The organism is Pseudomonas sp. B14(2022) (genome assembly GCF_012030485.1).
GTDB lineage: Bacteria > Pseudomonadota > Gammaproteobacteria > Pseudomonadales > Pseudomonadaceae > Aquipseudomonas.
This window is the reverse complement of sequence record NZ_JAAUVM010000003.1, coordinates 50,793-65,160: the sequence shown is the minus strand read 5'-3', so window position 1 is coordinate 65,160 and position 14,368 is coordinate 50,793. Positions and strand designations below refer to the sequence as shown.

Below are 14,368 nucleotides of genomic sequence, written 5' to 3'. Positions count from 1 at the left end.
TGGTCCTTCGTCATTTCTTACTCTTCTCCCGAGGTGGTTCATGTTTGGAATTGGATATGGTGTGAATGCGTTTGTCAGCCATGCGGCGTCTTGGATGGGGTTGCCGTTGACCTCCGACACCTCCAAACCGGTTCCGCCGAGAATGGAATGGGCCAGTGTTCGTGAGCTCGGTGAACAAATGGCCCGGTCGGGCGGGCTCACATCGGAAGTTCTGGTCACCTTCTTGCAAGAGCGCATTCGCAAACACGACCCTGCGTTAAACGCCATCATCGAACTCAACCCTCAAGCGCTGGAGATTGCTCGCGAGCTGGATCGCGAACGCGCCAGCGGCAAGGTCCGAGGGCCGCTGCACGGCATTCCCGTGCTCCTCAAGGACAATATCGAGACGGGCGACACCCAGCAGACCAGCGCAGGTGCCTTCGGGTTTGTGGGTGCCGCTGCGATCAAGGACGCGTTTATCGTCGAACGCCTGCGCCAGCAGGGCGCAGTGATCCTGGGTAAAACCAACCTGACCGAACTGGCCGGTTTTCGCGGCGGTCCCGATGGGTTCAGCCATCGGGGCGGGCAAACGCTCAACCCTCATCAAGCGGATGCATCGGTCGGGGGGTCAAGCTCGGGCTCAGCCGTTGCGGTTGCCGCTGGTTTGGCGCCGTTGGCCGTTGGCACCGAAACCAATGGTTCGATCGTGGTCCCGGCGGCATTTAACGGGGTGGTCGGTTTCAAGCCCGGCGTGGGCTTGTTGAGCCGTAGCGGCATCATTCCTGCCAGCCATCGACAGGACACGCCGGGGCCAATGACGCGTTCGGTGTTTGATGCTGCGTTGTTGCTCAACGCCATGTCGGGCAGCGACCCTCAGGATTCAGCCAATGTGGACGCCCCCCGAGGCATTGACTACACCGCGTTGCTCAAGCCTGGCGCCTTGAAGGATAAACGTATTGGTTATCCCGCAACCTTTTCCGCGAATGGCGAAAACCTGCCGGTGGACAATAGCCCTCAGTTTCAAAAAACGCTTGATGTGCTTCGCGCACAAGGTGCAGTGCTTGTACCGGTGAACATGCGGCTGGCGGATGCATCACGCTATGGCGAACTATTGTTTGCCGATGTGAAGAGTGAGTTGAATGATTACCTGGGTAAGCGCGGTGGGCTGCCGGTCAAGTCAGTTTCCGAGTTGATCGCGTTCAATGAAAAGCGCGATGGCAGCGACACCGACCACCAACCGCTGCTCAAGGAAATCGACGCATCCACCCTGACATCCGACGAGCGCAAGCCGCTATGGGATGCGCTTATCCAGGATTTTCGCAGCACAGTGGATGAGCTGATTAACGGGGATAAACTTGATGCCGTGGTGTCGGACTTTGAAACGAACAGCTATTTTGCAGTCGCAGTGGCCGGTTATCCAGGAATCTCGGTACCTTCCGGCAAAGACGAGCACGGCGTGCCGGCCAGTGCTTACTTCTTTGGTGCCCGCTGGACCGAACCCACGCTGCTTGCCGTAGCCCATGGCTACGAGGAGGCCGCGTGGGTCGGCTCCAGGGCCAGGCTTTGAGCAACAGGTGGCTCTTGGCGTCGGCGTTTACAAACCCAAGGGCTGACGCGTTCAAAAGATACATTCAATGCGATGGAAGGAAGCCATGGCCTATCGAATTCATATCCTCGGTGCTGCGGGGGCCGGCACTACCAGCCTGGGTAGGGCCTTGGCAGAGAGTCTGAACGTCGCTTGCTTCGACACCGACGACTTCTACTGGCAGCAAACCGACGCCCCCTTCACCGTTGCCCGGCCCAAAAATGAACGCATCCGCCTGCTGCAGGAACAGACCGCCGGCCTGGAAGGCTGGGTGCTGTCCGGCTCACTGTGCGGCTGGGGCGATGCCATGATCCCGCAGTTCACCCACGTGGTGTTCCTGCGCCTCGAGCCGCAAGAACGCCTGCACCGCCTGCGCATGAGGGAGGTGCAACGCTACGGTGATGAAATCCTGGAAGGTGGCAGTCGCCACGAGAACAGCGTCGCTTTCCTGGCGTGGGCCGCTCGCTACGACAACGGCAACCACAGCCTACGTAGCCTGCGTCGGCATGAAACCTGGTTGGCGGCACTGACCTGTCCGGTGATCCGGTTGGACTCTACGCACCATTCGGTTGGGGCGTTGGTGAATCAATTGATGCCGCTGTTGAGCCCATCAGCCGCGAAATAATGTTGTGTGCAGCGGGTTCGACTGGGGCGGTGTCAAACCGCCGCACACTCATGCCCCACCCTGGCGCAAACCCCGGAAAAAATACCAGCCCTTGCGCCTCCAACCGAAACGCCAAGGCCAGGCGGGTTTCATCAGCCACGTCGCCCTGGCTTTCAAACTGTTGGATGGCATCCACCGCCACACCCGCCTGGCGGGCCAGCTCTTCTCGGCTCCAGCCCAGCATCGCGCGGGCCTGTACACTGTGTTTGGCGGTGAATTGGTGCAGGACGATCTGCTGTTCTACGAAAGAGCTCATTGCCAGAGAGGACATGGGGTTTCTCCAGGATTCGACGGGGGAGGGCAAACTATACTGTGTTTTTGTACAGTTGTTTTGACCGCTCATCAACTGGATTCTTATCGACCCACTATTCCAACCCTGGTGCCTCACGAATGATCAGGTGATCCAGGTTCTCGATATTCGCGCTGAACACCCCGAACGTCTGCTCGGGGTTCTTCTTGCTGGGCACCTGTTTCAGCTCCGGCGTGACCCCATAGAAGAAACAATACAACGCCCGTTCACTGTCCGCCGCCGCCCGGATCTGCTCCAGGAACGCCTTACGCTTGCGGTAGTTCTCGATGAGCTTTTTGCTCAGGTAGACGTTGACCGAGTAGGGTTTTTTGTCGAGCCACACCTTCTTTTCGAAATCGATGCGAAAGCTGCTGGTGTAGTCCTTGATCGCTTTGATCTTGCCCCAGTAGATCAGGCCCTTGTTGTCTTGCAGGTATTCGATCTTCTTGAAAAACGCCGAGTAAGTCGCGGTGTGCTCGCCGATTTTCAGCGGCATGCGTTTGAGTTTTTCCTTGTCGTCGATGTTCGACACAAAACATTCCACCGGGTGGGCGAACACGCTGGTTTTGTCCGGGGTAGTGTCGCTGGAACTGACAGATTCGCCGCTGCCGGTTGAGGGTGTTTTCGCTGAATCTTGTAGGACCCGCCCCTCGGTGCCGCCCACCGCGGTTTTACGCTCGTACGTACGACGGGTCAGGACAAATTCCGATGGGAAATTATCCTCACGCTCATCGTCGTTTTCGCCTGCTGCACCCTTGTGGAGGCTGGCATAACGGCACCCGTCGATATGCCACGTGCTCGGCGTGTTTTTGAAGTGCGGGGTGCGTTGGTAGTTGACGTTCTTGGCGTTGAACGTGCTCAGCACATTGCCTGCTTCGAAGGCGGCGCGACAGGCATCGTTGGGGCACAGGAAACTGTCCTGGTCGGAATCGTAGGCAGCGGTTTCGTCGAAATTCAGGTCTCGTACGTCATAAATCGACAGCTTGTCATCGAGACTCAGGCTGTAGGCCGTGTCGAATTTCATGGGGCTCGGGTCCGTGAGAGGTTTCGCTATTAATAGCGGGAACCCGCGCAAATATCAGCAAGAACCTGCAACCCGCCGTCCGCTCAGGAAGCACAAGGTTCCGCCTATCGCCGTAAGCATGCCCAAGGCATAGAACATGCTGGTCGGCGCCGCGTGGTCGAAGGGCGCCTGATCGTCGGCATCGTCCCCGTCTACCAGCGCCGCGAAGAATTCGACTACTTCCCGCTGTACGAAGAAAAGGCCCACGCCTACTGCGCCGTAGGACACCCGCTCTTCACCGCGAACGACATTACACCCGAGGTGCTGCGCCAATATGAAGTGGTCAACCATCGGTATGCGATCCATCGCGACAAGACTAATTTCGTCAACTACGACAGCCAATCCGCCTCAGCCTCGCAGGTTGAAGCGGTCGCCATCCTGGTGCTGACCGGCCGGTTTATCGGCTTCCTGCCCGAGCACTACGCCGCATCGCTGGTAAGGGAAGGGCGCCTGCGCGCACTGTGCCCGGAGCACGTCCACCTGAGCACTGCTTTTAACCTGATCCTGCGCCACAACGCGCCGAGAAGCCCTTTGGTAAAAGCCTTCGCCACGGCGCTGGGCGTAGACCTAAAGACGCCGCTCTAAGCCCCGCCAAAGATCAAATGTGGGAGGTGTCGAGCCTCAGCGAGGCAGCGATGGGATCGACTCGGTTCTCCAGCCGATCCCAATTACCCGCATCACCGCTGCAACCGAGCCCGCTTTTTCTTCTTCGCATGAAAATGCCGAAAATGCGCATCCTGTGCCGCCGCCAGCAACTCCCGATCCCCACGCGTATCGCCCCAGGCCCGGAGCCGATACTCCCCCAGGTCCCCATACACCGCCTCAAGCCGCAGCACCTTATTCTCACACCGGCAGTTATTCCCGGTGAGCTTGCCGGTCAACACCCCGTCGACCACCTCAAGCTCCGTGCCGATCAACTTGATCCCCAGTCGATCGGCAAACGGCTGCAACACCAACGCCGGCGACGCCGAACACAGCGTCACCACTGCCCCTGAACCCAACTCCTGCTCCACCGACAACACCCCGGCCGGGCGCATCAATCGCGCCCAATTGCGCTGGCAATACTCCTCGGCCTTCTGCTGCACCCACGTCTTCTCCACCCCGGTCATAAAGGTGCGGATCAACTGCGCCTTCAACTCATCCCGGCTGATCTGCCGCACCAAAAAGCGCAGCCCAGGCACGGCCAGCTTGACCATCCGGCCATAAAACTCGCCGGTGCCAAAGGCAAACTTGAGGAAGGGCACGAAACTGTCGTGGTGGGTGAGGGTGCCGTCGAAGTCAAAGACGGAAAGTACTTTGGCGTCAACGGGGCCGGCTTCGAGCATGTCTGGGTTCACGGGTTGGCCTCGGTCCTATCTAGTATTTTTTTGAGCGTGCATCAGGTGTGACAGCAGGAGTCTACTCCCGTGCCAATCTTCCGACCTTGGCGTAAAGCCCCTCGGTGAAAGCCTCCCGGTCACTCGATCGGTGACAACGCTGATGGCAATTGGGGCACAAGGCTACAGCATTGGTGATGCGATCCGAACCCTTCTGGGCCAGGTGCTTGACGTGATGTACTTCAAGAAATGGCAAACCGTCGACCTCAAACGGCGCGTTAGCGCCGCAGCCTTCGCAGATGCCCTCGGCCTCTTTCAGTACCCAGGCGCGTACCCTTGGGTCGCGAACAAAAGCAGTGCTGACGGTCGAGACCTTCTGCGGCTGGGCAATGCCGTCCGGTAGCTGAGTGAAAGGTTGCTGCTGCAGTTTGGACGCACGGCGGATAAGCGTTTGCTCGTCTGCTGTTTGGGCGGCGTCTTCGGATTCGAATACACCCTGCGCGGCAAGCGCTTGGCGGATGCGTTGTTCCACGCCTGTGCCCACGTTCTTCGCAGGCTTATAGCCTTCGATGCGGTCCCAGCCCATACGCACAAGCACGGTGGAGATATTTTGCATGCGGAACTCGATGGAGCCCTTTGCACGGCCTGCCACCGGTCCTTCGCGCAGGAGGCGGTTTTCGAGGGCTTTATTGAAAGGTTGGCCGTTCTTTTCCCAGGCCAACATCTTTAGGTACGCCTCGACCGCAGCTGCCAGCTCCGCGTCGCTCCAGTCCGTTTTGTCTTTCGTAATGTCCATACAGCCGCCGAGGGTAGAAAACCCTCGGACGATACTGAGTAGCCATTATTGCGTCTACGAAATTTCCTACGCACTGGTAGGATTTAGAGGTCAGCTACTTTGGTAAATTCGTTGCTTTGTATGGAGAATCTTTAGTGAGCTCGCATAAAAAAGCCCTGAACAAGTCAGGGCTTCTTGGTGTTGCTGTGCTAAGGAATCAATCCCAGCTCAACGCCCCACCCGTCTGGTACTCGATGACACGAGTCTCAAAGAAATTCTTCTCTTTCTTCAAGTCCATAATCTCGCTCATCCAAGGGAACGGGTTAGTCGTCCCCGGATACTCTTCCTTCAAACCAATCTGCGACAGACGACGGTTAGCGATGAACTTGAGGTAATCCTCCATCATCGCCGCGTTCATGCCCAGCACCCCACGCGGCATGGTATCCCGCGCATATTCAATCTCCAGCTGAGTCCCCTGCAGGATCATCTGGGTCGCTTCTTCCTTCATCTCGGCATCCCACAGGTGTGGGTTTTCGATTTTGATCTGGTTGATCACGTCGATGCCGAAGTTCAGGTGCATCGACTCATCGCGCAGGATGTACTGGAACTGTTCCGCCACGCCGGTCATTTTGTTGCGGCGGCCCATGGACAGGATCTGGGTGAAGCCGCAGTAGAAGAAGATGCCTTCCAGCACGCAGTAGTAAGCGACCAGGTTGCGCAGCAGTTCCTTGTCGGTGTCGACGGTGCCGGTTTCGAACTTCGGATCGGAGATCGAGCGGGTGTATTTCAGGCCCCAGGCTGCCTTTTTGGCGACCGATGGAATCTCGTGGTACATGTTGAAGATCTCGCCTTCATCCATGGCCAACGATTCGATGCAGTACTGGTAGGCGTGGGTGTGGATCGCTTCTTCGAAGGCCTGGCGCAGGATGTACTGGCGGCACTCCGGGTTGGTGATCAGGCGGTACACGGCCAGGACCAGGTTATTGGCGACCAGGGAGTCGGCGGTGGAGAAGAAGCCGAGGTTGCGCATGACGATGCGGCGTTCGTCGTCGGTCAGGCCTTCGGGGTTTTTCCACAGGGCGATGTCGGCGGTCATGTTGACCTCTTGCGGCATCCAGTGGTTGGCGCAGCCGTCGAGGTACTTCTGCCAGGCCCAGTCGTACTTGAAGGGCACGAGTTGGTTGAGGTCGGCGCGGCAGTTGATCATGCGCTTTTCGTCAACGGCGACGCGGGCGGAGGCGCCTTCGAGTTCGGCGAGGCCTTCGGCGACGTCGAGTTTGTCCAGGGCAGCCTTGGCGCGCACGATGGCGGCAGAGTCACTGGCGGTGACGGCGCGGGCTTCGATGGCGGCAGCGGCGCCGGCACCGTCGAGGCGGTCCATGTTGGCTTCGGTGGCGTGGCCGGCGTTGGCGCCTTTGGTGGCTACTTCGCCGTCTTCTTCTTTGTCGAATTCGTCCCAGCTCAGCATGACGTGTCGTCTCCTGCGTGAGGGCTCAAAGGTGCCCGTGTGAAACCGGATGGTTGGGTGTTCACACGGCCCCAGGGCCCGGTGGATCTTAAGGAATCGTTTGTTGCAACAGCTCGCGCAGGCAAATAAACGGAATTGGGTAACGGGTGCTCTGCGTGAGGCTTGAGGGGCGGAGCGACAGGTGCATGCTCCCGCGCGGGCTCAAGGTCTGGCTCTTCGTCCCAGTGTAAAGGGATATTGCAGGCCCGATTTACCCGCGCATTATAGGGAAAAATTCGGCTTTGTGTTGCGGCGGATGGTCTCGGATCAGAGACAAAAAGGCGGCTATTTGAGCCAGAGTGAGGGTTTGCGGGGGGTTGATGGGGTAGGAAATTTTTGACGGGCGGTGGGCTATTTATCGTGGGGGGGAGAGGAGGGCTTTTTGAGGGCAGGAAGGGAGGGCCTGGGCTGAGTGACGACCGCTATCTGGAGCAAGCCCCTTCCACCTTTACCGCGTGTCGTGCCTGGGGCCGGTTCTTTGCCGCAAGAACGATTTCTTGCGGCGAATAAGATCCGGGTCTGTTCCAACTAACGAAGTTGTTATCCGTTAGAGCAACCATTACCCATGACATGGTAATTAAGGATATGACGCTGACCTTGGGAATCTTCATATTCCATCTTCACCGGTACAACTTCGCAAACTTCCGGAATCGTGCTCATGGACAATACTTTGGCCACATCCAGCTTGGTGCTGTAGGTGTAATCCTCAACAATCGGGGCGTTCTGGCCGGCCAGCTCGGTCGGGGCCTCGTCGGCCAGGGCGGCGGTGGCGCACAAGCTGCTGAGGGCCATAACTACGAGAGCTTTCATTTCTTTACTTACCTTCTTCAGGGCGAAAGGGGCCACGGGGCCCTTGTGAGGCCACGTGTGTAACTTAGGGTTGGTTAGTTCGGATTAACGTGCCTTCGTGGGGGCTGTTACGTTGTTAATCACTGTTGTGTTAATCACAATGCCTTGGTTGGCGGAAGTGATTCTAGGCCTGCGGGTTATATTCATATACCCGTGCTTTTGATAAAGACTATTGGCGGTTTTTGTAACAATCCCGTGGTAAAGGTTTTTTCACCTACCCGCAAAGCCCCGCAGGCTGCGGGCCAGAGCGGCAAACGGGGATAGCAGGGCATTTTGTAGGGTCTTGTTACTACCATCGTCGAATGGTTCTATAGGCTCACCCCGGATACAACTGGGTCATACAACAACAACTATGTCACCGAGGTAAGAAAGATGAGTGCGGCTTCCCTGTACCCCGTTCGCCCCGAAGTAGCAGCCAACACGCTGACCGACGAGGCAACCTACAAGGCCATGTACCAGCAGTCGGTGGTCAACCCCGACGGTTTCTGGCGCGAGCAAGCCAAGCGCCTTGACTGGGTCAAGCCTTTCACCGCGGTGAAGCAGACCTCTTTCGACGATCACCATGTCGACATCAAGTGGTTCGCCGATGGCACCCTGAACGTTTCCTACAACTGCCTGGACCGTCACCTCGCCGAGCGCGGCGACCAGGCGGCGATCATCTGGGAGGGCGATGACCCGGCCGAGAGCCGCACCATCACCTACCGCGAGCTGCACGAAGAAGTCTGCAAGTTCGCCAACGCCCTGCGCGGCCAGGATGTGCACCGCGGCGACGTGGTGACTATCTATATGCCGATGATCCCCGAAGCCGTGGTCGCCATGCTGGCGTGTACCCGCATCGGCGCGATCCATTCCGTGGTGTTTGGCGGTTTCTCGCCGGAGGCCCTGGCCGGTCGCATCATCGACTGTAAGTCGAAGGTGGTGATCACTGCCGATGAAGGCATTCGCGCTGGTAAGAAAATTCCGCTGAAGGCCAACGTCGACGACGCGCTGACCAACCCGGAAACCAGCAGCATCCAGAAGGTCATTGTGTGCAAGCGCACCAATGGTTCGATCAAGTGGAACCAGCATCGCGACATCTGGTACGAAGACCTGATGAAAGTGGCGGGCACCGTGTGTGCGCCAAAAGAGATGGGCGCCGAAGAAGCACTGTTCATCCTCTACACCTCCGGTTCCACCGGCAAGCCTAAAGGCGTGCAGCACACCACCGGCGGCTACCTGTTGTACGCAGCCCTGACCCACGAGCGCGTATTCGACTACCGCCCGGGCGAAGTCTACTGGTGCACCGCCGACGTCGGCTGGGTCACCGGCCACACGTATATTGTCTACGGCCCGCTGGCCAATGGCGCGACCACCTTGCTGTTCGAAGGCGTGCCGAACTACCCGGACATCACCCGGGTGGGCAAGATCGTCGACAAGCACAAGGTCAATATCCTCTACACCGCCCCGACCGCGATCCGCGCGATGATGGCTTCCGGCACCGCCGCCTGCGAAGGCGTGGATGGCAGCAGCCTGCGCCTGTTGGGGTCGGTGGGTGAGCCGATCAACCCGGAAGCGTGGGACTGGTACTACAAGAACGTCGGCCAATCCCGTTGCCCGATCGTCGACACCTGGTGGCAGACCGAAACCGGCGCCACCCTGATGAGCCCGCTGCCGGGTGCCCATGCACTCAAGCCGGGTTCTGCCGCACGGCCGTTCTTCGGTGTGGTGCCGGCGCTGGTGGACAACCTGGGCAACATCATCGAAGGCGCCGCCGAAGGCAACCTGGTGATTCTCGACTCGTGGCCAGGCCAGGCCCGTACCCTGTACGGCGACCATGACCGTTTTGTCGACACGTACTTCAAGACCTTCCGTGGCATGTACTTCACCGGTGACGGCGCCCGTCGCGATGAAGATGGTTACTGGTGGATCACCGGCCGTGTGGATGACGTGTTGAACGTATCCGGCCACCGCATGGGCACCGCCGAGATCGAAAGCGCCATGGTTGCCCACCCTAAAGTCGCCGAAGCGGCGGTGGTGGGTGTGCCCCACGACATCAAGGGCCAGGGCATCTATGTGTACGTGACCCTGAAGAATGGCGAAGAACCCACCGAAGCCCTGCGCCTGGAGCTGAAGAACTGGGTGCGCAAGGAAATCGGGCCGATTGCCTCGCCGGACGTGATCCAGTGGGCACCGGGCTTGCCGAAGACGCGCTCGGGGAAAATCATGCGGCGTATCCTGCGCAAGATTGCCACGGCCGAGTACGACGGCTTGGGCGATATTTCCACCCTGGCGGACCCAGGCGTAGTGGCGCATTTAATTGAGACCCACAAGACCATGAACGTCGCGTAAGGCGGGGTAGGTGGGAAAGAGCCCCATTCGGTGTATGCCGAGTGGGGCTTTTTTGTGGTTTCTCAAAACCACTGGAGATCCCCTCCCACATTTGGATTTCATTCCAAGGTGGGTATGGGGGAGGGTCTGACAGATCCGCATGACCACCAGTCAAATAAATATCGGTTTTTTGCGTAGGAGGTTTCTGAATGTTACCGAGTGGCACAAATGTGTAACCCACCGCCCAAACATGAGGCAAAGGGCTACGCTTATGCCCCCAAAAACCGCGCTTTAGACACCCCCGGCAATAAGATTAAACGCCACACTTGCCGTGCTAGAAGGGTTTGCGAATAATAGGCCCGCAATTTGCAGCATCAACAGGTTTAATATCTTTTGTCTCTGCATAAAATTCAGAGGCTGTCAATGTGCTGGAACCGCTTTCTCAGTGCTTCTGTAAATTGTTGTCGCATTGAGGAAATATCGGCTTCCGGCCTGTCGTTAGAATGCCGATCACTCGCTCGTCGTCGCATGCAGTCACTCGCGTAGGACGCAGCACCGCTATTCGGTTTCACTCAGTCGCATCGTGGGCCATGGCTCATACTGCTGTTTTGCCCTATACCGATGGAGTCCCAAGATGAAGAAACTCGTGCTGTTGGGCGCCCTGGCGCTGTCCGTGTTGTCCATGCAGGCTTTCGCTGAAGGCAAGCCTCTGAAAATTGGTATCGAAGCGGCTTACCCTCCGTTTGCCTCGAAGGCGCCGGATGGCAGCATCGTCGGTTTTGACTACGACATCGGCAACGCCTTGTGCGAAGAGATGAAGGTCAAGTGCACTTGGGTCGAGCAAGAGTTCGACGGCCTGATCCCGGCTTTGAAAGTGCGCAAGATCGACGCGATCCTGTCGTCCATGTCCATCACTGAAGACCGCAAGAAGTCCGTGGACTTCACCAACCGCTACTACCTGACCCCAGCGCGCCTGGTGTTGAAGGAAGGCTCTGCGGTCAGCGACAGCCTGGATGAGCTCAAAGGCAAGAAGATCGGCGTACAGCGCGGTTCGATCCACGACCGTTTCGCCAAGGAAGTCCTGGCACCTAAAGGCGCCACCGTTGTTCCTTACAGTTCGCAGAACGAAATCTACCTCGACGTGGAAGCCGGTCGCCTCGACGGTACCGTGGCCGACGCCACCCTGTTGCAGGAAGGTTTCCTCGATACGCCTGCCGGTAAAGGCTATGCGTTCACCGGCCCGGCGTTCACCGACGTCAAGTACTTCGGCGACGGCGTAGGCATCGCCGTGCGCAAAGGCGACAAGGAAAACCTGGACCGTATCAACGCTGCCATCGCCGCGATCCGTGCCAATGGCAAGTACAAAGAAATCGAGAAAAAGTACTTCAACTTCGATATTTACGGCCCTGAAGCCAAGTAAGTACTCGCAGCTGTCTGTCCTGAAATGGCGCAAGCAACAGAATTCCTGCGGTTTGCGCCATTTTTTCATCCCCCTTTTCGAGGACCTGAATCATGTTGAAAGGCTACGGGGCCGTCATCCTCGATGGCGCATGGTTGACGCTTCAGCTCGCCTTGTCGTCCATGGCCTTGGCCATTGTTCTGGGTCTGATCGGGGTCGCGTTACGCCTGTCGCCGGTGCGCTGGTTGGCCTGGCTGGGTGACTTGTACTCCACGGTGATCCGCGGGATCCCCGACCTGGTGCTGATCCTGCTGATTTTCTACGGTGGTCAGGACCTGCTTAACCGCGTCGCGCCGATGCTCGGCTATGACGACTATATCGACTTGAACCCCTTGGCCGCCGGCATCGGCACCCTGGGTTTCATCTTTGGCGCCTACCTGTCGGAAACCTTCCGTGGCGCCTTCATGGCCATCCCCAAGGGCCAGGCCGAAGCCGGCCTTGCGTATGGCATGAGCAGCTTCCAGGTGTTTTTCCGGGTGATGGTGCCGCAGATGATCCGGCTGGCGATCCCCGGGTTTACCAACAACTGGCTGGTACTCACCAAGGCCACCGCGCTGATCTCGGTGGTGGGCCTGCAAGACATGATGTTCAAGGCCAAGCAGGCGGCTGATGCCACCCGCGAGCCTTTTACCTTCTTCCTCGCAGTGGCGGCGATGTACCTGGTGATCACCAGCGTGTCGTTGCTGGCCTTGCGTCATCTTGAGAAGCGCTACTCGGTAGGCGTAAGGGCGGCTGATCTATGATCTTCGACTACAACGTCATCTGGGAGGCCATGCCGCTGTACCTTGGCGGCCTGCTGACCACCCTGAAATTGCTCGCCATCTCGCTGTTCTTCGGCCTGCTCGCCGCCTTGCCCCTGGGCTTGATGCGTGTGTCCAAGCAACCGGTCGTCAACGGCGTGGCCTGGCTCTACACCTACGTGATCCGCGGCACGCCGATGCTGGTGCAGCTGTTCCTGATCTACTACGGCCTGGCGCAGTTCGAAGCGGTGCGCGAGAGCTTCCTGTGGCCGCTGCTGTCCAGCGCGACCTTCTGCGCGTGCCTGGCCTTTGCGATCAACACCAGCGCCTACACCGCCGAGATCATTGCCGGTAGCCTCAAGGCCACCCCCAATGGCGAGATCGAAGCGGCCAAGGCCATGGGCATGTCGCGCTACAAGCTGTACCGCCGCATTCTGCTGCCGTCGGCCCTGCGCCGCGCGCTGCCGCAGTACAGCAACGAAGTGATCATGATGCTGCAGACCACCAGTCTTGCTTCCATCGTCACCCTGATCGACATCACCGGTGCCGCGCGCACGGTGAACGCGCAGTTCTACCTGCCGTTCGAAGCCTACATCACCGCCGGCGTGTTCTACCTGTGCCTGACCTTTATCCTGGTACGCCTGTTCAAGTTGGCCGAGCGCCGCTGGCTGAGCTACCTGGCTCCACGGAAGCACTGATATGGAACGTATCGATCACCTGTTGCCCTGGGGCCACCTGGGCTGCGAGCGCCAACTGAGCGTGTTCCGTTTTGGCAGCGGCGAGCGCAAGGCCTATATCCAGGCCAGCCTGCACGCCGATGAATTGCCCGGCATGCGCGCCGCGTGGGAGCTGAAAAAACGCCTCACCGAACTTGAAGCGCAAGGTGCCCTCAACGGCGTGATCGAACTGGTGCCGGTGGCCAACCCGATGGGTCTGGGCCAGCTGCTGCAAGGCAGCCACCAGGGCCGTTTCGAGGTGGGCAGCGGCAAGAATTTCAACCGCGATTTCGTTGAGTTGAGCGAGCCGGTGGCCGAGCTGCTCACAGGCAAGCTGGGGGATGACCCTCACGCCAACGTGCGTATGATTCGCCAGGCGATGGCCGATGTGCTCAACGCATTGCCTGAGCCGAGCAGCCAGTTGCAAGGCATGCAGCGCATCCTGCTGAGCCATGCGTGCAGCGCCGACATCGTCCTCGACCTGCACTGCGACGCCGAAGCCGCGCTGCACATGTACGCGCTGCCCCAGCACTGGCCGCAGTGGCGTTCGTTGTCGGCGCACTTGAATGTGACCGTCGGTTTGCTCGCGGAAGATTCCGGTGGCAGCTCGTTCGATGAGGCCTGCTCGTTGCCGTGGCTGCGTCTGTCCCGCGCCTTCCCCGACGCGCAGGTCCCGCTGGCCTGCCTGGCGACGACGCTGGAGTTGGGCGGTCAAGCGGACACCGGCCGTGACGAAGCGATCTTCCACGCCGAAGGCATCCTCGCGTTTCTCGCCGAACAAGGCCTGATCAAGGGTGAATGGCCGGCGCCGCAACACGAGCCGTGCGAAGGCGTGCCCTTCGAAGGCACCGAATTGCTGTTCGCGCCCCATGCCGGGGTGATCAGTTACCTGCGTAAAGCCGGAGACTGGATCGAGAAGGGCGAGCCGATTTTTGAAGTGATTGATCCCCTGGAAGACCGCGTGAGCATTATCTGCGCGGGCACCTCGGGGGTGTTGTTTGCCGTTGAACGGCTACGTTATGCCCAAGCGGGTTTCTGGCTGGCCAAGGTGGCGGGGCGCGAAGCGCTGCGTCACGGGCGCTTGCTCAACGACTGACCACCTGTTTTTGTGAGAACCGA

General features: G+C 58.9%; 13 protein-coding genes and 1 pseudogene. 8 read left to right on the top strand and 6 right to left on the bottom strand.

The window, feature by feature from the left end:
- The first annotated feature begins 40 nt into the window (after positions 1 to 40).
- Positions 41 to 1,546, top strand: a complete 1,506-nt coding sequence (locus HCF10_RS06085) for an amidase family protein (RefSeq protein WP_167655074.1) — start codon at positions 41 to 43, stop codon at positions 1,544 to 1,546.
- Positions 1,547 to 1,631: 85 nt separating this feature from the next.
- A complete protein-coding gene (locus HCF10_RS06080) occupies positions 1,632 to 2,189 on the top strand; it encodes an AAA family ATPase (RefSeq protein WP_167655073.1) in 558 nt (185 codons plus the stop codon).
- Here the strand turns inward: HCF10_RS06080 and HCF10_RS06075 are convergent.
- The gene (locus HCF10_RS06075; protein WP_131697808.1) at positions 2,119 to 2,499 is read right to left on the bottom strand and encodes a helix-turn-helix domain-containing protein; all 381 of its coding nucleotides are present in this window, start codon (positions 2,497 to 2,499) and stop codon (positions 2,119 to 2,121) included. The genes HCF10_RS06080 and HCF10_RS06075 overlap by 71 nt on opposite strands.
- A 94-nt stretch (positions 2,500 to 2,593) precedes the next feature.
- Positions 2,594 to 3,541 (bottom strand): hypothetical protein, encoded by a 948-nt coding sequence (locus tag HCF10_RS06070; RefSeq protein ID WP_167655072.1) that lies wholly within the window; start codon positions 3,539 to 3,541, stop codon positions 2,594 to 2,596.
- A gap of 147 nt (positions 3,542 to 3,688) precedes the next feature.
- Here HCF10_RS06070 and HCF10_RS06065 point away from each other — a divergent pair.
- A pseudogene (locus HCF10_RS06065) lies at positions 3,689 to 4,165 on the top strand (substrate-binding domain-containing protein); the annotation flags it as partial.
- Positions 4,166 to 4,257: 92 nt separating this feature from the next.
- On the opposite strand, the gene HCF10_RS06060 reads toward HCF10_RS06065, so the two are convergent.
- The 4 genes from HCF10_RS06060 to HCF10_RS06045 all read right to left on the bottom strand — a co-directional run bounded on the left by HCF10_RS06060 (position 4,258) and on the right by HCF10_RS06045 (position 7,988).
- The gene (locus HCF10_RS06060; protein ID WP_043293519.1) at positions 4,258 to 4,905 is read right to left on the bottom strand and encodes an HAD-IB family hydrolase; all 648 of its coding nucleotides are present in this window, start codon (positions 4,903 to 4,905) and stop codon (positions 4,258 to 4,260) included.
- A gap of 73 nt (positions 4,906 to 4,978) precedes the next feature.
- Positions 4,979 to 5,692, bottom strand: a complete 714-nt coding sequence (locus tag HCF10_RS06055) for an HNH endonuclease (protein ID WP_167655071.1) — start codon at positions 5,690 to 5,692, stop codon at positions 4,979 to 4,981.
- A 196-nt stretch (positions 5,693 to 5,888) separates the two neighbouring features.
- Entirely contained in the window at positions 5,889 to 7,139 is a 1,251-nt protein-coding gene (locus tag HCF10_RS06050) for a ribonucleotide-diphosphate reductase subunit beta (RefSeq protein WP_024077017.1), read from the bottom strand.
- A gap of 579 nt (positions 7,140 to 7,718) precedes the next feature.
- A complete protein-coding gene (locus HCF10_RS06045) occupies positions 7,719 to 7,988 on the bottom strand; it encodes a DUF2790 domain-containing protein (RefSeq protein WP_027607759.1) in 270 nt (89 codons plus the stop codon).
- Positions 7,989 to 8,399: 411 nt separating this feature from the next.
- Between HCF10_RS06045 and acs the strand changes: the two genes are divergently transcribed.
- The 5 genes from acs to HCF10_RS06020 all read left to right on the top strand — a co-directional run bounded on the left by acs (position 8,400) and on the right by HCF10_RS06020 (position 14,345).
- The gene (gene acs, locus HCF10_RS06040) at positions 8,400 to 10,355 is read left to right on the top strand and encodes an acetate--CoA ligase (protein WP_131697800.1); all 1,956 of its coding nucleotides are present in this window, start codon (positions 8,400 to 8,402) and stop codon (positions 10,353 to 10,355) included.
- Positions 10,356 to 10,968: 613 nt separating this feature from the next.
- Positions 10,969 to 11,754, top strand: coding sequence for an ABC transporter substrate-binding protein (locus HCF10_RS06035; protein ID WP_131697799.1), 786 nt, complete (start codon positions 10,969 to 10,971; stop codon positions 11,752 to 11,754).
- A gap of 92 nt (positions 11,755 to 11,846) precedes the next feature.
- On the top strand, positions 11,847 to 12,536 hold the full coding sequence (locus HCF10_RS06030) for an ABC transporter permease (RefSeq protein ID WP_010208305.1): 690 nt from the start codon (positions 11,847 to 11,849) through the stop codon (positions 12,534 to 12,536).
- The gene (locus tag HCF10_RS06025; protein WP_053140043.1) at positions 12,533 to 13,231 is read left to right on the top strand and encodes an ABC transporter permease; all 699 of its coding nucleotides are present in this window, start codon (positions 12,533 to 12,535) and stop codon (positions 13,229 to 13,231) included. Before HCF10_RS06030 ends, HCF10_RS06025 begins: the two co-directional genes overlap by 4 nt.
- Before the next feature lies 1 nt (position 13,232).
- The gene (locus tag HCF10_RS06020; RefSeq protein WP_167655070.1) at positions 13,233 to 14,345 is read left to right on the top strand and encodes a succinylglutamate desuccinylase/aspartoacylase family protein; all 1,113 of its coding nucleotides are present in this window, start codon (positions 13,233 to 13,235) and stop codon (positions 14,343 to 14,345) included.
- Positions 14,346 to 14,368 lie beyond the last annotated feature (23 nt).

Coding starts and splice junctions, on each gene's coding strand:
- HCF10_RS06085 (WP_167655074.1), top strand. CDS start 41: ATGTTTGGAATTGGATATGGTGTGAATGCGTTTGTCAGCCATGCGGCG.
- HCF10_RS06080 (WP_167655073.1), top strand. CDS start 1,632: ATGGCCTATCGAATTCATATCCTCGGTGCTGCGGGGGCCGGCACTACC.
- HCF10_RS06075 (WP_131697808.1), bottom strand. CDS start 2,499: ATGTCCTCTCTGGCAATGAGCTCTTTCGTAGAACAGCAGATCGTCCTG.
- HCF10_RS06070 (WP_167655072.1), bottom strand. CDS start 3,541: ATGAAATTCGACACGGCCTACAGCCTGAGTCTCGATGACAAGCTGTCG.
- HCF10_RS06060 (WP_043293519.1), bottom strand. CDS start 4,905: ATGCTCGAAGCCGGCCCCGTTGACGCCAAAGTACTTTCCGTCTTTGAC.
- HCF10_RS06055 (WP_167655071.1), bottom strand. CDS start 5,692: ATGGACATTACGAAAGACAAAACGGACTGGAGCGACGCGGAGCTGGCA.
- HCF10_RS06050 (WP_024077017.1), bottom strand. CDS start 7,139: ATGCTGAGCTGGGACGAATTCGACAAAGAAGAAGACGGCGAAGTAGCC.
- HCF10_RS06045 (WP_027607759.1), bottom strand. CDS start 7,988: ATGAAAGCTCTCGTAGTTATGGCCCTCAGCAGCTTGTGCGCCACCGCC.
- acs (WP_131697800.1), top strand. CDS start 8,400: ATGAGTGCGGCTTCCCTGTACCCCGTTCGCCCCGAAGTAGCAGCCAAC.
- HCF10_RS06035 (WP_131697799.1), top strand. CDS start 10,969: ATGAAGAAACTCGTGCTGTTGGGCGCCCTGGCGCTGTCCGTGTTGTCC.
- HCF10_RS06030 (WP_010208305.1), top strand. CDS start 11,847: ATGTTGAAAGGCTACGGGGCCGTCATCCTCGATGGCGCATGGTTGACG.
- HCF10_RS06025 (WP_053140043.1), top strand. CDS start 12,533: ATGATCTTCGACTACAACGTCATCTGGGAGGCCATGCCGCTGTACCTT.
- HCF10_RS06020 (WP_167655070.1), top strand. CDS start 13,233: ATGGAACGTATCGATCACCTGTTGCCCTGGGGCCACCTGGGCTGCGAG.